The following is a 20,854-nucleotide window of genomic DNA, read 5'->3' as shown; positions in this document are numbered from 1 at the left end:
TGCCGGGTCAGCGGCGCATGAGCTCCGAGACCTTCACGAAGCGGTAGCCGCGGGCCCGGAGCTCGGGGACGATCCGGCGGATCGCCCGCTCGGTCACGGGGGCGGCGCTGCGGGTGCAGTGCATGACGACGAGCGAGCCGGGCTTCACGCCGTCGAGGACCTGGTCGGCGACGGCGTCGGGGTCCTTGGCGAAGGCGTCGCCGCTGACGACGTCCCACTGGACGGCGGTGACCCCGGCGGGCGCGAGGGCGCGCAGGGCGGCGTCGTCGTAGCAGCCGCCGGGGAAGCGGAAGTACGGGACGACGTTGACGGCCCCGGCGTCCCGGAAGGCGTCGAAGGCGCGCTGCACGTCGGACGCCTGGTCGGGCCCGGCGACGGTCGGCAGGCCGTAGCAGGGGGTCGCGAAGGCGTAGTGGCTGTAGGAGTGGTTGGCGATCTCGAAGCGCGGGTCGCCGCCGATGGACTTGGCCTGGTCGGGGTACTCCTCCGCCCAGCGGCCGGTCATGAACACGGTCGCGTCCACCTTGAGCCGGCGCAGGGTCGCGATGAGCTCGGGGTTGTCGAAGTGCTCGCCGCGCGCGGCCCGGGGGCCCTGATCGGCCGTCATGTCGGCGTCGAAGGTGAGCGCGACGACCTTCTCGGCGCTCTTCGCGCGGTGCGTGTAGACGGGGGTGAGGCCGTTCGGGCCGGGCGCCATGGTGGGCGGGGCGGCGGGGACGCGCGCGGGCTTCGCGCCGGGGGCGGCCGCGCTCGCCTTGGGAGAGGGACTCGCGACGACGGCCGCCTTCGCCTTCGGCTTGGGCGCGGGCGCGTCGGCCGCGCCGGTGCCGCAGCCGGCGAGGGCGGCCCCCAGCAGACCGAGCGCCGCCATTCTTCGTACAGAAGTGTTCACGATCGGAAGTTATCCGATCAAAGTGATGATCAGATGACGACTCGGCGTTCACCCGCCGGATCGGCCTACGAGGCGAGCAGCCGCGCCCGGCACGCCTCCACGTCGAAGTCACCCGGCGGGTACTTCGGATCCAGCGCCTCCAGGTGTTCGAGGAGCAGCTTGCTGATCGCCCAGTTGCGGTACCACTTGCGGTCCGCCGGGACCAGGTACCACGGCGCCTCGTCCGTCGAGCAGCGTTCGAGGGCCAGTTCGTAGGCGTGCTGGTACGCCGGCCACAGGGCCCGCTCCTCGATGTCGCCCGGGTTGAACTTCCAGTGCTTGTCGGGGTTGTCCAGGCGTTCGAGGAGACGGGCGCGCTGTTCCTCGTAGGAGAGGTGGAGGAAGACCTTGACCACGGTCACCCCGTCGTCGGCGAGCGTCTTCTCGAAGCGGTTGATCTGGCCGTAGCGGCGGCCGAGGAGACGCCGGGGGACCAGTTCCCGGACCCGGGCGACGAGGACGTCCTCGTAGTGCGAGCGGTCGAAGATGCCGATCTCGCCCGGCTGGGGGAGCGCCCGCATGATCCGCCACAGGAAGGGATGGTTCCGCTCCTCCTGTGTCGGCGCCTTGAAGGCGTGGATGCGGCAGCCGGACGGGTTGAAGAGGCCGATGACGTGCTTGACCGTGCCGCCCTTGCCGCTGGTGTCCATGCCCTGGAGCACGAGGAGCAGCCGCCGGCGGTCACCGGCGGTGCTGGCCGCGTACAGGCGCTCCTGGAGCGCGGCGAGGCGCGGCCCCAGGGCGGCGGTGGCGGCGAGCCCCGCCGCCTTGTCGGCGGGGCCGGCCGGGATCGCCCTCGCGTCGTACCCGGCGAGGTCGATCCGCTCGCCCTCGGGGACGCGCAGGACGTCGCGCAGGACGGGTTCCGGAGCCTTCCGCTTCTTCCCGCTCTTCTTCGCCATCCGCCGTCCCTTCCGTCGCGCCGTTCGACCTCTCCCGATCGATCCTGCGACGGATCCCGCGCGCCCGCTAGCTCAGCACCACGGGCCCGTCACCGCGAACGTCGTGCCGGGCGTGTAGCAGTTGACGTACATCGTCGAGCCGTCCGGCGAGAAGGTGACGCCCGCGAACTCGCCCCACTCCGGGGCCTCCGGGGTGCCGATGTTCTGGGCTCCCCGCGCGACCGCGTACACCTCGCCGTCCGCGCTCAGCCCGAAGACGTGCTGCGCCCCGTCGCCGTCCTCGCAGACCATCAGGCCTCCGGTCGGCGCGAGGCAGATGTTGTCGGGGGACTCGCCGGGGAGCTGGACGTCGGTGTCCGGGCCGAAGACCACCACCAGGGTCAGCCTGCGCCTGTGCGGTTCGTACTTCCACACCTGGCCGAAGTGCGTCGCCGCCGAGCCGTCCTTCGCCCGGGCGAAGGAGGACACGAAGTAGACGGCCCGCCCGCCCCAGTAGCAGCCCTCCAGCTTCTGGGCGTGGGTGATGCCCCGGGGGCCGAAGTCCTGGTGCCGGATCGGGGTCGCGGTCGCCAGGGGGTCCGGTACGGGGACCCATTCGATGCCCTCGAAGCGGGTGCCGGTCTCCTGGACCACGGACAGGTCGGGTACGCCGGGCACCCGCATGGCCTCCAGGGTGCCGCCCGCGCGCAGCGAGCCCGTGCCGCCCAGCGGCCTCTCCGGGAGGAAGCGGTAGAAGAGGCCGAAGGGCCGTTCGAAGGCGTCCTCCGTCTCGTAGACGATGCCGTTCGAAGGGTCGACGGCGATCGCCTCGTGCTGGAAGCGGCCCATCGCGGTGAGCGGGACGGCTCCCGTGCGGTGCGGGTCGGCGCCGTCGACCTCGAAGATGAAGCCGTGGTCCTTGGTGTAGCCGTTGGTGCCGGCCCGGTCCTCGGTCTCCTCGCAGGTCAGCCAGGTGTTCCAGGGCGTGGGCCCGCCGGCGCAGTTGACGGCCGTGCCGGCGATGGCGACCCGTTCGCCGAGGACGTTGTTCCGGCCGTCGAGTTCGAGGACCGTACAGCCGCCCTTGCCGGCCGGGTCGTACGTGAGCCCGGGGACGGTGGGGACGGCGATCTTGCCGGTGACCCGGTTCTCGTGGTTGCGGACGAGGTGCACCCGGCCGCGGCGGCCGGCGAAGGCGCCCATGCCGTCGTGGTTGCCGGGGACGAGGCCCTCGCCGGAGCGGAGCGGGTCGCCCTGCCGGGAGAGGACCCGGTAGCGGAAGCCGGCCGGGAGGTCGAGGAGACCGTCCGGGTCGGGTACGAGGGGGCCGTAGCCGGCCGTGCGGGGCGCGGCGCTCGCGCTGCCGGCGAAGAGTTCGGAGAGAGCGCCCGTGAAGGCGATGCCGGCGACGGACGCGCCGGTGCGGGAGAGGATCTGACGTCGCGTTGCGGACATGAGGCAACCCACTTTTCCTGTTTGGGGGTCCCCCCAGGCCGCAGGGCCTAGGGGGAGGACAGGTGTGTGTGATGTGACGTGTGACCCGCATGTGTGTATCACGCACCCTCGTGGCGCGTGAACCATGCGGGCCACAACTGCCTCGTGTGGCGCCCGTTCTGACCTGGTGTCAGGCCAGTTCGGCGGTGAGCGTGATCGTCGTGCCCGTGAGCGCCTGGCTGACCGGGCAGTTCTTCTTGGCGTCCTCGGCCAGCGCCTGGAACTCGTCCGCGTCCAGGCCCGAGACCGTGCCGCGCACGGTCAGGTGGATGCCGGTGATGCCCTCGCCCGGCTGGAAGGTGACGTCGGCCTTCGTCTCCAGGCGCTCGGGCGCGTGGCCCGCCTTCGCCAGGCCGTTCGAGAAGGCCATCGAGAAGCAGGAGGAGTGCGCCGCGGCGATGAGCTCCTCGGGGCTCGTCTTCCCGTTGGGCTCCTCCGACCGGGCCGGCCAGGAGACGTCGTACGAGCCGAGACCGGAGGAGTCGAGGGTGACGACGCCGGAGCCCTTGAGGAGGTCGCCCTGCCAGATGGTGTGGGCGTGACGCACGGTGGCCATGTGAATCCCTTTCGATCGGGTACGGCCCCCAAGCTACTGCGCCACGAGCCCCTTCGCGTCGCGGGCGAGCGCGGTGAGCCGGGAGATCGCCCGGAAGTACTTCTTGCGGTAGCCGCCGTTCAGCATCTCGTCGCTGAAGAGCTTGTCGAAGGGGAGACCGGAGGCGAGCACGGGTATCTCGCGGTCGTAGAGCCGGTCGGCGAGGACGACGAGCCGCAGTGCCGTGGACTGGTCCGGGACCGGCTGGACGTCGGTGAGGCAGACGGCGCTGAGGTCGTCGGTGAGGGCGCCGTACCGGCTCGGGTGAACCCTGGCCAGGTGTTCGAGCAGGTGCGGGAAGTCGTCGAGGGAGGCGCCGGGCGTCGCGTACGCGGTCTGGGTGACGACCTGGTCGGAGTACGGGGACGGGGCCTCGGGCAGACCGCGGTGGCGGTAGTCCTCGCCGTCGATCCGCAGCGGCCGGAAGTGGGCGGAGAGGCCCTGGATCTCGCGGAGGAAGTCGGCGGCGGCGAAGCGGCCCTCGCCGAGCTTGCCCGGCAGCGTGTTCGAGGTGGCGGCGAGGGCGACGCCCGACTCGACGAGCTTGCCGAGGAGGCTGGAGACGAGGACGGTGTCGCCCGGGTCGTCGAGCTCGAACTCGTCGATGCAGAGGAGGCGGTGTCCGCTCAGGGTCTGCACCGTCTGCTGGAAGCCGAGCGCGCCGACCAGGTTGGTCAGCTCGACGAACGTGCCGAACGCCTTCAGTGCGGGCTCCGCGGGGGTCGCGTGCCACAGCGAGGCGAGCAGGTGGGTCTTGCCGACGCCGTACCCGCCGTCCAGGTAGACCCCGCGCGGGCCGCTGGGGGCGGCGGGCTTCTTCGCGAACCAGCGGCGCTTCCCGGCGCCGGTGGCGTGCGCCCCGCCGAGGCCCTCGGCGAAGGTGCTCAGCGTCTTGACGGCGTCCGTCTGGCTCGGCTGGTTCGGGTCGGGGAGGTACGTGTCGAAGCGGACGGAGTCGAAGCGCGGCGGCGGCACCATCTCCGCGACGAGGCGGTCGGCGGGGACGTGGGGCTCTCGGGAGCAGAGCGAGAGCGGGGCCGCTTCCTGGGAAGCCGCTTCGGTGAGGGCACGGGTCGACACAGTTCCCCACTGTAAGCGCCGTGTCAGACTTCGATCATGCGCCAGCTCTTCCCTGTGACGGACATGACAGCCTTCAGCGCCGCCTCCGACCGGGAGTGGTCGCTCGACGCCCTCGCCGACGCCTACGCGTATCCGGAAGGGGATGCTCCGTGGCTGCGGGCCAACATGGTCTCCTCGCTCGACGGCGCCGGTCAGCACGAGGGGCGCTCCCAGCCGCTCTCCTCCGAGACCGACATGCGGATCTTCGGCATCCTGCGCGGGCTCGCCGACGTGGTCGTGGTGGGTGCGGAGACGGTACGTCTGGAGGGCTACCGCCCGGCCCGCGCCCGCGAGGCCTTCGCGGACCGCCGCGCCGCCGCCGGCCAGGGTCCGGCGCCCGTGCTCGCCGTCGTCAGCGCCTCCCTGAACCTCGACTTCTCGCTGCCGCTCTTCACCGAGCCGCTGGTGCCGACCCTGATCCTCACGGGGGCCGCCGCGCCCGCCGAGCGGGTCGCGGTCGCCCGGGAGGCGGGCGCCGAGGTGCTGATCGCGGGCGACGGTGCCGGGGTGGACCCCGCCCGCGCGGTCGCGGTGCTCGCGGCGCGCGGGCTGCGCCGCCAGCTGACCGAGGGCGGGCCCCGGCTGCTCGGTCAGTTCGTGGCGGCGGGCGTCCTCGACGAGCTGTGCCTGACGATCTCGCCGACGATGACGGCGGGTGACGCCCAGCGCATCGCCGGAGGCCCCGCGGTGGCCGTCCCGACACGCTTCCAGGTGGCTTCTCTGCTGGAGCAGGACGGCTTCCTCTTCACCCGCTACCGTCGGATCTGACAATCGGCGGAATTTGCCGTTCCGCTTAGCGTCCGCTGGGCACACTTACTGTCGCAGACCCCGTGCGGGCACGGGGAAGGATGGTTTCCGCAGAAGGGCTCCTGAGGTGTTCACAAGCGTTCTGATGATCGAGAAGCCCCTCACGTCCGTCGACGTGGAATTCGTCACCACCCTGCACGGCGACGAGGGCATGTCCTTCATCGTTCTCATGCAGCCGCGTGGTGACCAGGCCGATGTACTGCTGCGTGCCATCGACGACGTCGCCATGGGCGAACTGAAGGATGCCGCCCACGAGGGCGGCGAACCGGAGGGCAAGGAGGCCAGGGTTCCCGCCGAGAAGGCCCTGGAGGTCTCGCTCCAGGCCCTGAGGAAGGCCGGCTGCGAGGCGGTCGGCCAGGTCGTCGAGGACCACCCGCTCGACAAGATGAAGGCGGTGGTCGACGAGTCGGAGGCGGACGAGGTGATCGTCCTCACCGCCCCGCACTACGTGGAGGAGTTCTTCCACCGCGACTGGGCCTCCCGGGCCCGCCACAAGGTCGGCGTCCCCGTCCTGAAGCTCTTCGCCCACAGCGAGTAGCGGGAAGGCCGGTCCGCGTCCGCGCCCCGTGCAGGGGGCGCGGACACGGACCCGTCGACCGCCGGGCCCCGGACGGAGCCACTAGGCTGGAGGCTTCCAGAACCATCACCCCGGGGAGAGATCCGCATGGCACCCGCCATTCCCGCCGCCATGGAACGGCCGCACTTCATCGGCATCGGCGGTGCCGGAATGTCGGGCATCGCGAAGATCCTCGCCCAGCGCGGTGCCAAGGTCGCCGGCAGCGACGCCAAGGACTCCGCGACCGCCGAGTCGCTGCGCGCCCTCGGCGCCACCGTGCACATCGGCCACGCCGCCGAGCACCTCGCCGACGACGCCTCCGCCGTCGTCGTCTCCAGCGCCATCCGCGCCGACAACCCCGAGCTGGCCCGCGCCGCCGAGCTCGGCATCCCCGTCGTCCACCGCTCCGACGCGCTCGCCTCCCTCATGGACGGCCTGCGCGCGATCGCCGTCGCCGGTACGCACGGCAAGACGACCACCACCTCCATGCTGGCCGTCGCCCTCACCGAGCTCGGCCTCGACCCCTCGTACGCGATCGGCGGCGACCTGCACGGTCCCGGCACGAACGCCCGGCACGGCGCCGGCGAGGTCTTCGTCGCCGAGGCCGACGAGAGCGACCGCAGCTTCCAGAAGTACGACCCCGAGGTCGCGATCGTCCTCAACGTCGAGCTGGACCACCACGCGAACTACGCCTCCATGGACGAGATCTACGAGTCCTTCGAGGCCTTCACCGCGAAGATCCGCCCCGGCGGCACCCTGGTCGTCGGCGAGCACGCGGGCGCCCGCGAGCTGGCCCGCCGCGTCGCGGACCGCGAGGGCCTCTCCGTGATCACCGTCGGCGAGTCCGAGGACTCCGACGCCCGCATCCTGAAGATCGTCCCGAACGGCATGAAGAGCGAGGTGACGGTCCTCCTCGACGGCGTCGAGCACACCTTCACCGTCTCCGTCCCCGGCCGCCACTACGCGCACAACGCCGCCGCGGCCCTCGCCGCCGGCGCCCGCGTCGGCATCGACCCGGCCGAGCTCGCCCAGGCCCTCACCGCCTACACCGGCGTCGGCCGCCGCCTCCAGCTCAAGGGCGAGGCCAAGGGCGTGCAGGTCATCGACTCGTACGCGCACCACCCCACCGAGATGACCGCCGACCTGGAGGCCATGCGCGGCGCCGCCGGGGCCTCCCGCCTCCTCGTCGTCTTCCAGCCGCACCTCTTCTCCCGCACCCAGGAGCTGGGCAAGGAGATGGGCGACGCGCTGGCCCTCGCCGACGCGTCCGTCGTCCTCGACATCTACCCGGCCCGCGAGGACCCGATCCCGGGCGTCACCAGCGAGCTGATCATCACGGCGGCCCGCGCCGCCGGCGCCGACGTCACGCCCGTCCAGGACAAGACCGCCGTCCCGGACGTGATCGCGGGAATGGCCGCCCCCGGCGACCTCGTTCTCACGATGGGCGCGGGCGACGTCACGGACCTGGGTCCGCAGATCCTCGCCCGCCTGTCGAACTGAGGGAGTGGACGAACGATGGCGTACGAGGTCGAGAAGCCGGACGAGGAGTGGCAGGCGCAGCTGACCCCGTCGGAGTACCAGGTGCTCCGGCTGGCCGGCACGGAGCCCGCGTTCCGCGGTGAGTACACCGACACGAAGACGAAGGGCGTCTACTCCTGCCGCGCCTGCGGGGCGGAGCTCTTCACGTCGAACGAGAAGTTCGAGTCGCACTGCGGGTGGCCGTCCTTCTACGACCCGAAGGACAGCGAGGCCGTCGAGCTCGTCGCGGACACCTCGCACGGCATGATCCGCACCGAGGTCCGCTGCGCCCGCTGCGGCTCCCACCTGGGCCACGTCTTCGAGGGCGAGGGCTACCCGACCCCGACGGACCAGCGGTACTGCATCAACTCGATCTCGCTGCGGCTTGAGCCCGAGGAGAGCTGAACCCGGACGGTTCGTCAGCCGCCCCCCGTGGCAGGACTGTTGCGCATGGCGACAGCCGACGCGGGGGGCGTCGTCGTCTCCGGTGCGGCGGCCTCGGTCCTTCACGGTCGGCCGGGAACCTCCTGGGCCTGCGGGCGGGTCTTCGGCTGGGCGCGGAAGGAGAACGCCTCCATCAGGGGGCGGTGCTTGGTCTTCTGGACGGCGGCGATGGCCCAGTCGCCGCCGGCCGTGCGGACCAGGGTGTACGTGGCGAGCTTGCCGAGGCGGCGGGGGCGGCGCGCGGCCTTGTGGACCTCGCCGCGCGTGACGGCGATCGCGGTGCCGGGGGCGGGGAAGCGCAGGTCGACGATGTCGACGACGAGCTTCGTGTCCTTGAGGAAGCTGTCGAAGAGGGCCTGGTGGGCGCTGCCGATCTCGGTGGCGCCGCGGTAGACGGTGCCGACGAAGGTGACGTCGGTGGCGTCCTCGGTGAAGTGCGCCCCGTAGCCGGCGCCGTCGCCGCGGCCCCAGGCTTCGGCGCTGGAGCGGAGGAGCGCGCGGATCGCGACGGTGTCGGTCTCGGTGCCGGCGGCGGTGGTGCTGGCGTGGGTGTGCATGGTGGTGCCCCCTTCCGTGGTACCTTCCGCAAGGAAGTAGCTTCTCAAGAGAAGTTTCTTCCTTCGTGAGTTCTCTTCCTTTAGGAAGAGATTAGGGAGTGAGGAGTCCCGGTGTCAACGTCCGCGATGCCGTCGTCCGCGATGCCGTCCGACGCGAGCGCGATCTACCGCCGCTATCTGAGCGCCGTCCTGCTGCACGGCCACGCCGGCGCGCGCGCCGTCGGGCTCGGCGCCACCGACCTGTACGCGCTCAACATCCTCGACCTGACCGGGCCCATGACCCCCGGCGAGCTCGGCGAGCGAACCGGCCTGACCACCGGGCCCACCACCCGGCTCGTCGACCGCCTGGAGAAGGCCGGCTACGTCCGCCGCGCCGCCGACCCCCACGACCGGCGCAAGGTCATCGTCGAGCCCCTCGACCGGCCCGCCGGTCTCGACGGGGCCCTCGACCCGGCCCGCCGCCGGATCGGCGAGATCCTCGGCGGCTACACCCCCGAGCAGCTGTCCGTCCTCTTCGACTACTTCACCCGCGCCGCCGAGGCCTACCGCGAGGCGGCCGAAGAGCTCTGACCCGCGGCCGGAACCTCGCTAGTTGTGGTGTCTCAGGACGTTGGTTCCACGGCGTCCTCGAAGGTGAGCTGCTGCGGGATCGTGTCGAGAGGCTTCGGTGGCTGGTCGAACACGATGCGGTAGTCGCTGCCGGAGGTCCGGCTGATGGGTGGCCGACCTCCGAGTGCGGAGTGCGGGCGCTCGTGGTTGTAGTAGTTGAGGAAGTCCGCGAGCGCGGCCCTGCGTTCCTGCTCGGAGGTGTAGTCGCGCACGTAGGCCCACTCGCGGGCCGGCGTCCCGTTGAACCTCTCCACCTTCCCGTTCGTCCGCGGCGTGTACGGCCTGGTGCGCTTGTGCTCCGTTCCCGTCACGAACAGGGCGGCGGCCCGGGCGCGGGAGCGGTAGCAGGAGCCGTTGTCGGTGAGGACACGGCGGATCGGCGTGATGTCGTGGGCGGCGAAGAACGCGACGGAGCGATGCCAGAACGCGGCTGCGGTCACGGCCTTCTCGTCGTCCAGGGCCTCGGTGTAGGCGAGCCGGGAGTGGTCGTCGATCGCCGTGTGCAGGTACGTGTAGCCGACCTTCCCGGTGCCGGGACCGGTGCGCTTGGAGGCCCGTGCGGCTTCGGTGCCACGGTGATGCCGTGCAGCCTCTTCAGTTCGGCGGCGAGCCGGGCGGGCCCGTACTTGGTCTGGCGCCGCAGCGCCTCTACCAGATCGGCGATGTCCTCGCTCGTGCGGTTGGGGCTGGCGATGGGCCGGGAGGAACGATCCATCAGGCCGTCCTCGCCGTGGGCGAGCCAGCGGGTGTACCACTTGGCCAGGGCAGCGGCGGGAGATTCCTGCTTCCGCAGCGACGTGTGCGATCGGCCGTCCGGCATCGACCCGCAGGCACAACCGCAGACGTCCTTCGGGGGGTCAGCGATGCGTTCCGATGTCCTCTGCTGGTGGCGCTCCTGGACTCGGCGGCCGCGTTCACCGGGAGCCCCGGGACCTCGGGGCTCCCGCGTGAGCGGCTGTGCGTGGCGTCAGCGTGCGAACTTTTCGATGGCCTCCGGAGTGACGGGGGTGAAGAAGTTGACGAGGTTGCCGTCGGGGTCGCGGAACAACAGCGACCGGTTGCCCCAGGGCATCGTGGTGGGCTCGTTGACGAAGTCGGTGACGAAGCCGGTCAGGTTCTGGTGAACGCGGTCCACGTCGTCGACGAGGAACTCGGTGATCACGCTGTGGTTGTCCGCCGGACGGGCAGAGCCCGGGGAGAACAGCGGGACGGTGCGGGTGCTGGCGATCGCGAGGGTTGCGCCCGCGGTCTTGAGTTCGGCGAAGTCCTCGGTGGCCCGTATCGCCTGCATCCCTGTAGCTCGCTCGTAGAACTCGACGAGGCGTGCGACGTCGCTGGTGATGATGCGGATCGAGACGAAGTCCATGGGAATCTCCTTGGCCGTGCTGGAGGCGTGTACGTCGCAGGCTAGGAGAAATAGTGGACAGAATCGGTCCTGTATTCGCGTTAGGCTGCGAACATGCCACGACCCACCGGCCGCGTGCTGACACTCCTGGAGCTGCTGCAGTCAGGCGGCACCCGGACTGTGGCCGAGCTCGCCGACCGTCTCGGCGTCGAAGGGCGCACCGTGCGGCGGTATGTGTACCAGCTGATCGACCTGGACGTGCCCGTGGAGTCGGTGCGCGGCCGCTACGGCGGATACCGGCTGGCTCCCGGGTACCGCTTGCCTCCGCTCATGCTCAGCGATGACGAGGCGCTGGCCGTGCTGCTCGGCCTGGTCGCCGACCGCCGGGCAAGGCTGACGACGACGGAGCGCACGGCAAACGAGACGGCGTCAGCGAAGATCCGGCGGGTGCTGCCCAAGCACATCGCCCGCCGGCTCGACACACTCCTGGAATCCCTCGCCTTCACGGATCAGCCCGGCGAGTTCGACACCCCAGACGCCGGAGTCCTGCTCACCATCGCCGATGCGGTGCACCACCACCGACCGGTCTCGATCCGCTACACCGACCGCGACGGACGGCGCAGCGAACGCACACTGCACGCGTACGGGATCGTCGCCCATGCGGGCCGGTGGTACGTCACGGGCAAGGACGCCCAGATCGACGAGGACCGAACCCTCCGGCTCGACCGCATCGCAGACGCGCGGACCCTGCCCGGCTCATTCGAAACGCCCGTGGGTCTCGGTCCTGCACAGCGCGTGTTGTCAGGATTCGCCACGGCCGAGTACCGGCATCATGTGATCTTGCGGATCCACGGGACAGTTGAGCAGATCCGCGCCCATCTCCCCGCCGGCGTCGCGAGCCTGGAGGAGCACGAGCCCGCGGCCGGCCAGGACCCTGCGGCCGAGCACTGGCTGCGTGTCGAGCTACGGGCGCAGCAGCTCGACTGGTTGCCTCGGATACTCGCCTCACTCGACCGGCCGTTCGTCATCGAGCGCCCCGATGAACTACGCGACCTCGTCATCGCGCTCGCCGATCGCCTCACGTCCTGCACCCGCCAAGCCTGACGGCGAGGAACCAATGTCATGAGACAGCACAGCTAATGGACGGAGAACCCGCCGTCCACGAACAGCGACTGGCCCGTCACGTACGCCGACGAGGTGCTCGCCAGGAAGACGGCCGCGCCCGCGAAGTCCTCGGCCAGGCCGTTGCGGCCGACCATCGTGCGGGCCGCCAGGGCGGCGACCTTCTCCGGGTCGGAGGAGAGGCGCTGGTTGAGCGGGGTCATCACGAAGCCGGGGACCAGGGTGTTCGCGGTGACGCCGTACGGGGACCAGGCCTCGGCCTGCGAGCGGGCCAGCGACTCCAGGGCGCCCTTGGACACCCCGTACGCCCCGCTCTGCACGAACGCGCGGTGCGCCTGCTGCGAGGTGATGTGGATGATCCGGCCGAAGCCCCGCTCGGCCATCCCGGGCCCGAAGCGCCGGCCGAGCAGGAACGGCGCCTCCAGGTTCACGGTCATCGTCGTGTCCCACACCTCGTCGTCCAAGTCGCCGAACGGCGGACGCAGGTTGATGCCGGCCGAGTTCACCAGGACGTCCGGCTCCCCGAACACGGCCGCCGCGGCCTCCGCCCCCGCCTTGATGCCCTCCCGCGTGCTCAGGTCCGCGCTCACCCAGGCCGCCCGGCAGCCGTCGGCCGTCAGCTCGTCGACGGTCGCGACGAGCTCGGCCTCCTTGCGCGCCAGGACCACCACACGCGCCCCCGCCCGGGCCAGCGCCCCGGCGATGACCTTGCCGATACCGGAACTTCCGCCGGTGACCAGGGCGTTGCGCCCTTCGAGCGAGAACAGTCCGGAGAGGTAGCCGGCGGGGGTGCTCATGGAGGTCGCTCCTTGTGTCGTACGGTGCCGGCCGCACGTGTGCGGTGAGCGGCCGGTCCCCGCATCCTGGCACACGGGCCTCGGCGTCACCGCGCCTTGAAGACGAACCTCTCGACCTCGCTGCGGTCCAGGTTCCAGAATGTGACCGAGGGGTTCTGGCCCACGTTCACGAACTGGACCTCGTCGGAGAACTCGACGTCGATCGGCGAACCGTCCTCGCTGTTGCTCGGGTCCGCGTACGCGATGCCGAACGACTTGTAGCCGCCCGAGGTCTTCTCGCCTCCCAGGAACAGCTTCACGCCCGCGTACGCCTTCTGCTTCGGTCCGATCGTGGCGATCGCCTTCGCCGGGGACTCCATCGGCGTGAGCGGGCTGTCGGTGTTCTGGCCGAAGGTGATGAAGGGGTAGTTGTAGAGGGTGCACGGCTTGTCCGTGACGTTCGTGGCCGTGATCAGGAGGTGCTGGCCCGAGTCGTGCGCCCAGTACGACGTGCCGATCGAGACGTCATGGTCGCCGCAGGCCGGGGCCTTGCCCGAGCTGGTGGCGGTCGCGCTCGCGGACGGGCGCGCGGAGGTGGTCGCGCTGGGCTGCGGGGCTTCGGTGCTCGGGCTGGGGCTCGGGGCGGTGCTCGGCTGGGCCGAGTCGGTCGCGCTCGCGGTACCGGACGGGGCCGGGCTCGCCGCCCCGTCCTCCGTGGCGCTCGGCCCGCACGCCGTGGACGAGAGGAACGCGGCGACGGCCGCTGCTCCCAGGGCGTACGTCTTCCAACTCGTGCGGGCAGCGCGCATGGTGATCCCCCGTGTCCTTCGTATGGCTCGACGAGCAGATTCTGCACCGGCGCGGCTGCCGTATTCCGGTGCAGGACTGCTCGTTACGAACCACGGACATGGAGGTGATGCTTCCTCAGCCCAGCTGGTCGAGGAACTCTGCCCAGGTGCCGGGGGAGAGGGTCAGCTGGGGGCCGGTGGGGTTCTTGGAGTCGCGGACGTGGACGGTGGTGGGGGCGGTGGCCACCTCGACGCAGTTGCCGCCGTCACCGGTGCTGTAGCTGCTCTTGAACCAGGCCAGTTCAGTCGTGCTCATAGTGCTCCTCGGATCTCCCGCAACAGGCCCACGGTCGCCTCTACGGACAGAGCCTGTGTCCGCATCCTGGCATATCGCTGCTGGAGGATGCTGACCTCTTTGGGGTCGGAGATGAGCTGGCCCGTGCCCTGGCCTTCGCTGTACGCGTACCAGGTGTTCTCCTCGGTCTCCAGCAGACACAAAGGGCCGTCGAGCCCCGCGTGGTGCCCGCGCGACTGCGGCATGATCTGGATGTCGATGTTGCGTCGTTCGCCGAGTCCGATGATGTGGTCGATCTGCTCGCGCATGACCTCCGGAGTGGCCACCTGGCGGCGCAGCGCGTGCTCCTCCATGATGAAGCTGAAGATCGTCTCCGGGAGCTCCGTGAGGATGTGCGTCCGCTCCATGCGGGCCACCAGGTTCGACTCGATCTTGTCATCGCTCATCGCCGGGAGCTGTTTCTCGAAGAGCGTCCGGGCGTATGCGGTCGTCTGGAGCAGGCCCGGTACGAGTCGGTTCTCGAAGGTGTACAGCGTCACCGCCTGCGGCTCCAGCTCCGCCCACCCCGCGAACCATTTCGCAAGCCCCGCCCTCCGCGTCAGATGCTTCGCCGCCGCCTTGATGACGCCGAACGCCTCCAGCACCTCCTCCGCCCGGTCCACGAACTCCTTCGACGGCAGTCGTCTTCCCTGTTCGATCGAGGCGATCATCGGCACCGAGTACCCCACCAGCGGGGCGAACTGTTCCTGCGTCAGGCCCGCCCGCTTGCGGAAGACCTTGACCACTTCCCCGAAAGCCCTCAGGCTCTCCGACGTCTCCGGTTCGCTGCCCTTCGGGACCTCGTCCGTCACCCCGCCACCTCCCGTACCGATGTGCTCGCGCTGAACGCATCAAGGTTCACCGATAGTTACCGGTACAGTCCAGAGAGTGAACCCGTACGCTGCGCAGCGTACGAGTTTCTGAGCTGGTAACTCGCCTCGGGCGACGCCACATTGTCCCCATGACCTCCCCCGTGACCCGCGAACCCGCCGTCACCGTACGTGTGTTCACCCAGCGTTTCAGCTCGACCCCGCGCGGCGCCCGTCTCGCCCGCCGGCTGGCTCTCCATCAGCTGGACCGTTGGCGGCTTCCGTACGGCTCCGAGACCTCCGACGCCGTCGGGCTGCTCGTCGCCGAGCTCGCCGCCAACGCCGTGACGCACGGCCGGGTGCCCGGGCGCGACTTCGAGCTGACGCTCTCGTACGCACCCGGGCTGCGGCTCCGGGTCGACGTCTCCGACACCCGGGGCGAGCGGCGTCCGGCGCCCGTCGCCCCGGGGCCCCTCGACGAGGGCGGGCGCGGCCTGCTCCTCGTGGAGGCGCTGGCCTCGCGGTGGGCGGTGCTCGACCGCGTACCGGTCGGGAAGACCGTACGGGCCGAACTGGACCTCGCCCCGTGACTCAAGTGAGTACGGGTACTCAGGTGTTGTCCGACGAGCTTCCCCATGCTGGGGGGCGAACGCCGGACCGCATCAGAGGGGACGCCCATGGACCACGCCGTACAGCTGCGCACCGCCACGTCCGATGATCACGACTGGATCCACGAGCTGCGGCACCGGGTGTACGCGGAGGAGCTGGGCCAGCATCCGGTGCATCCGTCCGGGCGGTTGAGCGACGGTCTTGACGGCGACAACGTGTATCTCGTGGCCGCGCGCGGGGAGACGCGGATCGGTTTCGTCAGCCTCACCCCGCCGTGGGTCGGCCGCTACTCGCTGGACAAGTACCTGACGCGCGAGGAGCTGCCGGTCCTGTCGGAAGAGGCGCCGTTCGAGATCCGCGTCCTGACCGTCGAGGAGCGCTGGCGGTCCACGGCGGCGGCGCCGCTCCTCATGTACGCGGCGCTGCGCTGGGTCGCGGCGCGGGGCGGCCGCCGGGTGGTGGCGATGGGACGCACGGACCTCCTCGACATGTACCTCGCCGCCGGGTTGCGGCCGGTGGGGCGGACGGTCCGCTCGGGCGCGGTCTCGTTCGAGGTGCTGAGCGGTTCCGTGGCCGAGCTGACGAGGACGGTCCGCGAGCGTCACGGCCGGACCCTGGAGCGGCTGCGGGCGGGCCTCGACTGGCGGTTGGACGTGGAGTTCGCGCCGCGCGCGGACGGCTGCGAGCACGGCGGCGCCTTCTTCTCCGCGATCGGTACGGACTTCCGGACGCTGGCCCGCCGTCACGAGGTGGTCGCGGCCGATGTCCTCGACGCCTGGTTCCCTCCGTCTCCGAAGGTGCGCGGGGTGCTGTCGGAGGATCCGGGGTGGGCGGCACGGACCTCGCCGCCCACGGGTGCGGAAGGGCTGCTCGCGGAGATCGCCGGGGTCCGTGGGCTGCCGGTGGAGTCGCTGGTCGTCGGGGCGGGTTCGTCCGATCTGATCTTCCGGGCGTTCGGCCGGTGGCTGACGCCGGGGAGCCGGGTGCTGCTCCTCGACCCGAGCTACGGCGAGTACGCCCATGTCACCGAGCGGGTGATCGGCTGCCGGGTGGACCGGCTCCGGCTGAGCCGGGAGGACGGCTGGCTGCTCGATCCGGCCCGGCTCGCCGCCGCGACCGGGGACGGGCGGTACGACCTCGTGGTGGTGGTCAACCCGAACAATCCGACCGGCCGCCACGCTCCCGCGGAGGCTCTGCGCGCGGTGATCGAGGCCTCTCCCGCGCGGACGCGGTGGTGGATCGACGAGGCGTACCTGGGCTATGTCGATCCCGCGGAGTCGCTGGCCGGGCTGGCTTCGGTCGATCCCCGGGTCGTGGTGTGCACATCGCTTTCGAAGATGTACGCGCTGTCGGGCATGCGGGCCGCGTATCTGGTGGCCGACCCGGACACGGCCGGGGAGCTGCGCCGCTGGACGCCGCCGTGGCCCGTGAGCCTGCCGGCCCAGCTGGCCGCCGTGACGGCGCTGCGCGACCCCGGGTACTACGCGGAACGCCGGGCGCGCACCGGGGTGCTGCGCCGGGAGCTCGCCACCGGACTCTCGGAGCTCGACGGGTTCTCCTCCGTCGACGAGGGAGTGGCGAACTTCCTCACCGTGACCCTGCCGCCGGGTGGACCGAGCGCGGCCGAGCTGGTGCGTGAGTGCCGGCGCCACGACGTCTACCTGCGGGACCTGTCGCCGATGTCCCCGGCGTACGAGGGAAGGACCGTCCGCGTCGCCGTGCGCGACACGGCGGAGAACGCGCGGATCGTGGCGGCATGCCGGAGCGCCCTGGACGCGCTGCGCGCGTCGGCCGCGATGACGTCGGGCGTGCCGGGCGACCGGGTCTCCCGGTGACGACGGTCCCCGCTCTCGTGCCGTACCTCGGCGGGGCACTGGCCGTCGGCGGGGTCGCGGTGGCGGCGACCCGGCGGCGTGAGCTGATGGTCCGCTGGTGCGTGTGGGCGCTCGGCGTCCCCGTGGTCACGGGCGCGTTCTGGCTCGGGCCGCCGGGGATCGCGGTGCTCGCAGCCGTGGTCGGGGTGGTCGCGGTGGCGGAGTACGGCGGACTGCTGCGGATGGGCCCGGTCGACCGGGCGGTGCTCGGCGCGGCGGTCGTCGGGCTCGTCCTGACCGCGTGGCTGGCCCCCGGGGAGGTGCTGCGGGCCGCGGCGGCCGGGGCGCTCGCGATCGCCGGGGTGCCCCTGCTGTCGGGCGACGCCGAACACGGGCTCCGCCGCCTGGGGGCGGGCCTGCTCGGGCTCGTGTGGCTGGGCGCCCTGGCGGGTCTCGTCCCGTCGGGTGCGGTGGGCCTCGTCCTGTTCGTGGCCGTGTCGATCGCCGACATCGTCGCGTACGGGGCCGGCCGCCGTCTCGGCGGCCCCCGGCTCTCCGCGCTGTCACCCGCCAAACGGTGGAGCGGCACGCTGGCCGGGGCGGCGGCCGGTCTCCTGGCGCTCGCCGCGCTGTCGTCCCTGACGTGGCAGACGGCGGTGGCCGTGGCGGTCGGCGGGCCGCTCGGGGACCTCCTGGAGTCGATGGTCAAGCGGGGCGCCCGGGTGAAGGACGCCGGTCGTTGGCTTGCCGGCTCCGGTGGTCTGCTCGACCGGATCGACTCCCTCCTCGTCGCCCTGGCGGTGCTGCTGGTGCTGGGCTGAGCGGTCACGTGCCGTGTTCGGCCCGCGCCCGCGCAGGGCGGCGCGGGCCGAACGGCGTTCTTCGAGCGGCCTTACGGGGCCGTGGCGTACCCGGCAGGCCGGGTGGTGAAGGTGCCCCGGCCCTGGGTGCGGCCGCGGAGGCGGGACGCGTAGCCGAAGAGTTCGGCCAGCGGGACCGTCGCCGAGACCACCGCCGTGGTGGAGCGGGTCGTCTGGTCCGTGACCCGGCCCCGGCGGGCCGCGAGGTCGCCGAGGACCGAGCCGACCGACTCGGCGGGGACGGTGACCGTCACCTCGGCCACCGGTTCGAGCAGGGTCATCACGCTCGCGCGGAGCGCCTCGCGCAGGGCGAAGCGGCCCGCCGTGCGGAACGCCATCTCCGAGGAGTCCTTCGGGTGCGTGGCGCCGTCCGTGAGCGTGACCCGGACGCCCGTCACCGGGTGGCCGCCGAGGGGACCCTCGACGAGGGCGTCCCGGCAGCCGGCCTCGACCGCGCGGACGTACTCCTGCGGGACGCGGCCGCCCGTGACGGTCGAACGGAACTCGAACTCCTCCTCGCCGTCCGTCGGTTCGACGGTGATGACGACGTGGGCGAACTGGCCCGCCCCGCCGTCCTGTTTGACGTGGCGGTGGAGTAGATCCGTGACGCCCTTCGTCACCGTCTCCCGGTACGCGACCTGCGGACGGCCGACCGTGACTTCAAGGCCACGGTCGCGCCGCAGCTTCTCCACCGCGACCTCCAGGTGCAGTTCGCCGAGACCCGACAGGACGGTCTGGCCCGTCTCCGGGTCGGACCGCACCACGAGCGACGGGTCCTCCTCCGTCATCCGGGCGAGGGCCGTCGCGAGCCGCCCCGTGTCCGTGCTGCGGCGCGCCTCGACCGCGACCGAGACCACCGGGTCGGCGGTCGTCGGCGGTTCGAGGACGACCGGTGCGTCCGGCGCGCACAGCGTCGCACCGGCGCGGGCGGACTTCGGCCCGACGACGGCGACGATGTCGCCGGCGCGCGCCTCGTCCACCTCGGTCGCCCGGTCGGCCTGGACGCGCAGGATGCGGGCGATCCGCTCCGTACGGCCTGTGGTGGCGTCGAGCACGGTGTCCCCCTTCCCGATCGTGCCCGCGTAGACGCGGAGGTAGGGTTTAACCTTCGTCCGTGAGGGCCTTCTCACGTCCATGGGACGGGAGAAAGTGCAGGTCGCATGCCATGTGGACGCACCCACATGCGCTGGTGCGTGAGACATCTGTGAGATGCCCGCTGCGGTCACTCGCGTACAGGTGACAGCCTGTGAGTGAAGGGGCCGCACACGGCGCCAGTACGCACCGAAGCCGGAACCGCGCACCTTGGGGGTGAAAAATGCGGCTCCGGCTTCGGCGTGTTGTCCAACGAATGCGTCGCGCACTGAGCACGGGGTGGGGTTCACTCGTTGGTGTGGTTACCCGTCACGGGCTGACGGGTAACCGGAGGGGTCGCCCCCTGCTCGCACGCGGGGACAGGCGAGTCGGAGGCGACCCCGATCGGCCACCCGAGACCTGAACCCGGACGCCGAACTCTCTCCCTCTTCAGTTACTCAGTCTGCGGGCTTCCCGCTGGCCGAAGCCTGGATATATCTAGCCAGCACGGTACCTCTTACTGTGCGACGTCACTCCATGATCGTCGCCAGGGGTCCCATGTCAGCCGACGCGCGCTACCGCCGTATCGCCGCTGACATCCGCACCCGCATTGAGGCCGGCGAGTGGCGGCCGGGGGAGTGGCTCCCCTCCCGTAACGCCATGGCTGCCGAGTACGACGTCCACCCTCAGACCATGCGGCTCGCCCACGCCCTCCTCCGTCGGACTGGAATCCTCGAAGGCGAGAAGCGGCGGGGCGTGTATGTGGCGCACCCTCCTGCTATGCGCACCCTCACGGACGCCGACGCGGACTGGCCACACTCCTCCGAGACGACCGACACCCGGCCGCGCCGCGCCAGCTCCGATCTTGCCGAACGCCTCGACGTACCGGTCGGGACCCTGCTGCAGCACGAGGTCGTCGAGCGCTTGGACCCGGGCGGCCGGTCGGCCATGCTCGTGTCCTCCTGGTGGCGCGGGCGCCGTCAGCCTCATGCGAGCTACGTCGTGGAGTTGGGCGTCGCGCCGCTCGATGAGACACAGGCGAACGCCCTGGGGATGCTTGTCGACGCCCTGGCCTACCGCATGGTCCGCACTCGGCTGGACCGGAATGGGCGCCCCACAGAGACTGCTGATTTGATCCTCCCGATGGACAGGTGGTTAGTCCGCCTGGGCGGCATGACACGGCACGCCAGCGGGGGCGCCCAGTAGTACAGGGCCTGACGCACATTACGCAGCATGCCTCATTCGGCATATGCCTGGGAACGGGTGTGCGAGTGAAAGTTGCACGTTCCGTTCGCACCCCGCGCGTTTCGGTTACGTTCCGCCACGCTTTGGAGTGCGCTCGAACAGCGTGGCGGAACGCACGTCCGTCGGACACCCGCTTTGTCAGACCCGGGGCCTAGCCTTGAATGCATGTCCGATCGCCACAGAGAGACCCCGAGCCCTGCCGCCCTGAACGACGCCATCCGCACCTTGTGGGCCCGCGCCGGAGAGCAGCGGCGCCCGCTGACTGCGGACGAGCAGCGGATCTATCAGGTACTCGTGGCGGCCTGGGACGAGGCGATGCAGGCCCAGCAGGAGCTCGCGGCGTAGGATCCGGGCCGTGGCGATCGAACTCTCTGACGAACTGATCAAGCTGGAAGAAGCCGCCTGGGCCGAGATCCAGGCCGGCGCGCTGACCGTGGACACGGCCGCCGCCGTGCAGGCCGCGATCACCGAGCACGCGCAGGCGGCCGGCGAGGACCGGTTCAAGCTCGAAGCCGCACTGAAAAAGCACGTGCGACACCCCGACGCCTGACACGACGAAGCCGCCCCCTC

23 protein-coding genes and 2 pseudogenes are annotated in these 20,854 nt (G+C 71.2%); 12 read left to right on the top strand and 13 right to left on the bottom strand.

Annotation, left to right across the window (positions count from 1 at the left end):
* Nucleotides 1-7 precede the first annotated feature (7 nt).
* The 5 genes from GGE06_RS29590 to zapE form a co-directional block, all read right to left on the bottom strand.
* The gene (locus GGE06_RS29590) at nt 8-871 is read right to left on the bottom strand and encodes a polysaccharide deacetylase family protein (RefSeq protein WP_116158295.1); all 864 of its coding nucleotides are present in this window, start codon (nt 869-871) and stop codon (nt 8-10) included.
* An 86-nt stretch (nt 872-957) separates the two neighbouring features.
* Nucleotides 958-1,833 (bottom strand): PPK2 family polyphosphate kinase, encoded by an 876-nt coding sequence (locus GGE06_RS29585; protein WP_116158294.1) that lies wholly within the window; start codon nt 1,831-1,833, stop codon nt 958-960.
* Nucleotides 1,834-1,905: 72 nt separating this feature from the next.
* Nucleotides 1,906-3,267, bottom strand: a complete 1,362-nt coding sequence (locus GGE06_RS29580) for an alkaline phosphatase PhoX (protein ID WP_116158293.1) — start codon at nt 3,265-3,267, stop codon at nt 1,906-1,908.
* A 169-nt stretch (nt 3,268-3,436) separates the two neighbouring features.
* Nucleotides 3,437-3,862 carry an OsmC family protein gene (locus tag GGE06_RS29575; protein ID WP_116158292.1) on the bottom strand — a complete coding sequence of 142 codons (426 nt, stop codon included), beginning with the start codon at nt 3,860-3,862 and terminating at the stop codon, nt 3,437-3,439.
* Between the two features lie 33 nt (nt 3,863-3,895).
* Nucleotides 3,896-4,981 carry a cell division protein ZapE gene (gene zapE, locus GGE06_RS29570; protein WP_116158291.1) on the bottom strand — a complete coding sequence of 362 codons (1,086 nt, stop codon included), beginning with the start codon at nt 4,979-4,981 and terminating at the stop codon, nt 3,896-3,898.
* Between the two features lie 36 nt (nt 4,982-5,017).
* On the opposite strand from zapE, the gene GGE06_RS29565 reads away from it, so the two are divergent.
* From GGE06_RS29565 to msrB, 4 genes are all read left to right on the top strand, one after another.
* On the top strand, nt 5,018-5,788 hold the full coding sequence (locus GGE06_RS29565) for a pyrimidine reductase family protein (RefSeq protein WP_116158290.1): 771 nt from the start codon (nt 5,018-5,020) through the stop codon (nt 5,786-5,788).
* A gap of 106 nt (nt 5,789-5,894) precedes the next feature.
* Nucleotides 5,895-6,365: an indole-3-glycerol phosphate synthase gene (locus tag GGE06_RS29560; RefSeq protein ID WP_116158289.1), complete on the top strand. Its 471-nt coding sequence runs from the start codon at nt 5,895-5,897 to the stop codon at nt 6,363-6,365.
* A gap of 126 nt (nt 6,366-6,491) precedes the next feature.
* Nucleotides 6,492-7,883 carry a UDP-N-acetylmuramate--L-alanine ligase gene (gene murC, locus GGE06_RS29555; protein WP_116158288.1) on the top strand — a complete coding sequence of 464 codons (1,392 nt, stop codon included), beginning with the start codon at nt 6,492-6,494 and terminating at the stop codon, nt 7,881-7,883.
* A 15-nt stretch (nt 7,884-7,898) separates the two neighbouring features.
* Complete coding sequence (gene msrB / locus GGE06_RS29550; protein ID WP_116158287.1) at nt 7,899-8,306, top strand: peptide-methionine (R)-S-oxide reductase MsrB; 408 nt, start codon at nt 7,899-7,901, stop codon at nt 8,304-8,306.
* Between the two features lie 101 nt (nt 8,307-8,407).
* Here the strand turns inward: msrB and GGE06_RS29545 are convergent, their stop codons facing one another.
* The gene (locus GGE06_RS29545; RefSeq protein ID WP_184932281.1) at nt 8,408-8,902 is read right to left on the bottom strand and encodes an SgcJ/EcaC family oxidoreductase; all 495 of its coding nucleotides are present in this window, start codon (nt 8,900-8,902) and stop codon (nt 8,408-8,410) included.
* A 111-nt stretch (nt 8,903-9,013) separates the two neighbouring features.
* On the opposite strand from GGE06_RS29545, the gene GGE06_RS29540 reads away from it, so the two are divergent.
* Nucleotides 9,014-9,472, top strand: a complete 459-nt coding sequence (locus GGE06_RS29540) for a MarR family winged helix-turn-helix transcriptional regulator (RefSeq protein ID WP_312883353.1) — start codon at nt 9,014-9,016, stop codon at nt 9,470-9,472.
* A 125-nt stretch (nt 9,473-9,597) separates the two neighbouring features.
* Here the strand turns inward: GGE06_RS29540 and GGE06_RS29535 are convergent.
* Together GGE06_RS29535 and GGE06_RS29530 are read right to left on the bottom strand one after the other, a co-directional pair.
* Nucleotides 9,598-10,372, bottom strand: a pseudogene (locus GGE06_RS29535) (integrase core domain-containing protein); the annotation flags it as partial.
* Nucleotides 10,373-10,478: 106 nt separating this feature from the next.
* Entirely contained in the window at nt 10,479-10,877 is a 399-nt protein-coding gene (locus tag GGE06_RS29530; RefSeq protein ID WP_184932280.1) for a VOC family protein, read from the bottom strand.
* A 93-nt stretch (nt 10,878-10,970) separates the two neighbouring features.
* Between GGE06_RS29530 and GGE06_RS29525 the strand changes: the two genes are divergently transcribed.
* Nucleotides 10,971-11,960 carry a helix-turn-helix transcriptional regulator gene (locus GGE06_RS29525; protein WP_184932279.1) on the top strand — a complete coding sequence of 330 codons (990 nt, stop codon included), beginning with the start codon at nt 10,971-10,973 and terminating at the stop codon, nt 11,958-11,960.
* 32 nt (nt 11,961-11,992) lie between these two features.
* Here the strand turns inward: GGE06_RS29525 and GGE06_RS29520 are convergent, their stop codons facing one another.
* From GGE06_RS29520 to GGE06_RS29505, 4 genes are all read right to left on the bottom strand, one after another.
* Nucleotides 11,993-12,775, bottom strand: coding sequence for an SDR family NAD(P)-dependent oxidoreductase (locus tag GGE06_RS29520; protein ID WP_184932278.1), 783 nt, complete (start codon nt 12,773-12,775; stop codon nt 11,993-11,995).
* An 86-nt stretch (nt 12,776-12,861) separates the two neighbouring features.
* Nucleotides 12,862-13,563, bottom strand: coding sequence for a DUF4232 domain-containing protein (locus tag GGE06_RS29515; protein WP_184932277.1), 702 nt, complete (start codon nt 13,561-13,563; stop codon nt 12,862-12,864).
* A gap of 115 nt (nt 13,564-13,678) precedes the next feature.
* Complete coding sequence (locus GGE06_RS29510) at nt 13,679-13,858, bottom strand: DUF397 domain-containing protein (protein WP_184932276.1); 180 nt, start codon at nt 13,856-13,858, stop codon at nt 13,679-13,681.
* Complete coding sequence (locus GGE06_RS29505) at nt 13,855-14,688, bottom strand: helix-turn-helix domain-containing protein (RefSeq protein WP_116158279.1); 834 nt, start codon at nt 14,686-14,688, stop codon at nt 13,855-13,857. Before GGE06_RS29505 ends, GGE06_RS29510 begins: the two co-directional genes overlap by 4 nt.
* Nucleotides 14,689-14,837: 149 nt before the next feature.
* On the opposite strand from GGE06_RS29505, the gene GGE06_RS29500 reads away from it, so the two are divergent.
* From GGE06_RS29500 to GGE06_RS29490, 3 genes are all read left to right on the top strand, one after another.
* Nucleotides 14,838-15,275: an ATP-binding protein gene (locus tag GGE06_RS29500; protein WP_116158278.1), complete on the top strand. Its 438-nt coding sequence runs from the start codon at nt 14,838-14,840 to the stop codon at nt 15,273-15,275.
* A gap of 87 nt (nt 15,276-15,362) precedes the next feature.
* Nucleotides 15,363-17,129, top strand: a complete 1,767-nt coding sequence (locus GGE06_RS29495) for a histidinol-phosphate aminotransferase family protein (protein ID WP_116158277.1) — start codon at nt 15,363-15,365, stop codon at nt 17,127-17,129.
* A complete protein-coding gene (locus GGE06_RS29490; RefSeq protein ID WP_184932275.1) occupies nt 17,126-17,929 on the top strand; it encodes a phosphatidate cytidylyltransferase in 804 nt (267 codons plus the stop codon). The genes GGE06_RS29495 and GGE06_RS29490 overlap by 4 nt, the downstream gene beginning before the upstream one ends.
* A 71-nt stretch (nt 17,930-18,000) precedes the next feature.
* On the opposite strand, the pseudogene GGE06_RS29485 reads toward GGE06_RS29490, so the two are convergent.
* Nucleotides 18,001-19,065, bottom strand: a pseudogene (locus GGE06_RS29485) (EF-Tu/IF-2/RF-3 family GTPase); the annotation flags it as partial.
* Between the two features lie 532 nt (nt 19,066-19,597).
* On the opposite strand from GGE06_RS29485, the gene GGE06_RS29480 reads away from it, so the two are divergent.
* The 3 genes from GGE06_RS29480 (at nt 19,598) to GGE06_RS29470 (ending at nt 20,834) form a co-directional block, all read left to right on the top strand.
* Nucleotides 19,598-20,245, top strand: coding sequence for a GntR family transcriptional regulator (locus tag GGE06_RS29480; protein ID WP_221518642.1), 648 nt, complete (start codon nt 19,598-19,600; stop codon nt 20,243-20,245).
* A gap of 204 nt (nt 20,246-20,449) precedes the next feature.
* Nucleotides 20,450-20,629, top strand: a complete 180-nt coding sequence (locus GGE06_RS29475; RefSeq protein ID WP_184932273.1) for a hypothetical protein — start codon at nt 20,450-20,452, stop codon at nt 20,627-20,629.
* A 10-nt stretch (nt 20,630-20,639) separates the two neighbouring features.
* Nucleotides 20,640-20,834, top strand: a complete 195-nt coding sequence (locus GGE06_RS29470; RefSeq protein WP_184932272.1) for a hypothetical protein — start codon at nt 20,640-20,642, stop codon at nt 20,832-20,834.
* The last annotated feature ends 20 nt before the right edge of the window (nt 20,835-20,854 follow it).

Source organism: Streptomyces nymphaeiformis (assembly GCF_014203895.1).
GTDB classification, from domain to species: domain Bacteria; phylum Actinomycetota; class Actinomycetes; order Streptomycetales; family Streptomycetaceae; genus Streptomyces; species Streptomyces nymphaeiformis.
This window is presented reverse-complemented; position numbering and strand designations above follow the sequence as displayed.

Bases quoted from the DNA above. Each gene is read 5' to 3' on its own strand.
- GGE06_RS29590 (WP_116158295.1), bottom strand. From the start codon at position 871: ATGGCGGCGCTCGGTCTGCTGGGGGCCGCCCTCGCCGGCTGCGGCACC.
- GGE06_RS29585 (WP_116158294.1), bottom strand. From the start codon at position 1,833: ATGGCGAAGAAGAGCGGGAAGAAGCGGAAGGCTCCGGAACCCGTCCTG.
- GGE06_RS29580 (WP_116158293.1), bottom strand. From the start codon at position 3,267: ATGTCCGCAACGCGACGTCAGATCCTCTCCCGCACCGGCGCGTCCGTC.
- GGE06_RS29575 (WP_116158292.1), bottom strand. From the start codon at position 3,862: ATGGCCACCGTGCGTCACGCCCACACCATCTGGCAGGGCGACCTCCTC.
- GGE06_RS29565 (WP_116158290.1), top strand. From the start codon at position 5,018: ATGCGCCAGCTCTTCCCTGTGACGGACATGACAGCCTTCAGCGCCGCC.
- murC (WP_116158288.1), top strand. From the start codon at position 6,492: ATGGCACCCGCCATTCCCGCCGCCATGGAACGGCCGCACTTCATCGGC.
- msrB (WP_116158287.1), top strand. From the start codon at position 7,899: ATGGCGTACGAGGTCGAGAAGCCGGACGAGGAGTGGCAGGCGCAGCTG.
- GGE06_RS29545 (WP_184932281.1), bottom strand. From the start codon at position 8,902: ATGCACACCCACGCCAGCACCACCGCCGCCGGCACCGAGACCGACACC.
- GGE06_RS29530 (WP_184932280.1), bottom strand. From the start codon at position 10,877: ATGGACTTCGTCTCGATCCGCATCATCACCAGCGACGTCGCACGCCTC.
- GGE06_RS29525 (WP_184932279.1), top strand. From the start codon at position 10,971: ATGCCACGACCCACCGGCCGCGTGCTGACACTCCTGGAGCTGCTGCAG.
- GGE06_RS29520 (WP_184932278.1), bottom strand. From the start codon at position 12,775: ATGAGCACCCCCGCCGGCTACCTCTCCGGACTGTTCTCGCTCGAAGGG.
- GGE06_RS29515 (WP_184932277.1), bottom strand. From the start codon at position 13,563: ATGCGCGCTGCCCGCACGAGTTGGAAGACGTACGCCCTGGGAGCAGCG.
- GGE06_RS29510 (WP_184932276.1), bottom strand. From the start codon at position 13,858: ATGAGCACGACTGAACTGGCCTGGTTCAAGAGCAGCTACAGCACCGGT.
- GGE06_RS29500 (WP_116158278.1), top strand. From the start codon at position 14,838: ATGACCTCCCCCGTGACCCGCGAACCCGCCGTCACCGTACGTGTGTTC.
- GGE06_RS29495 (WP_116158277.1), top strand. From the start codon at position 15,363: ATGGACCACGCCGTACAGCTGCGCACCGCCACGTCCGATGATCACGAC.
- GGE06_RS29480 (WP_221518642.1), top strand. From the start codon at position 19,598: ATGTCAGCCGACGCGCGCTACCGCCGTATCGCCGCTGACATCCGCACC.
- GGE06_RS29475 (WP_184932273.1), top strand. From the start codon at position 20,450: ATGTCCGATCGCCACAGAGAGACCCCGAGCCCTGCCGCCCTGAACGAC.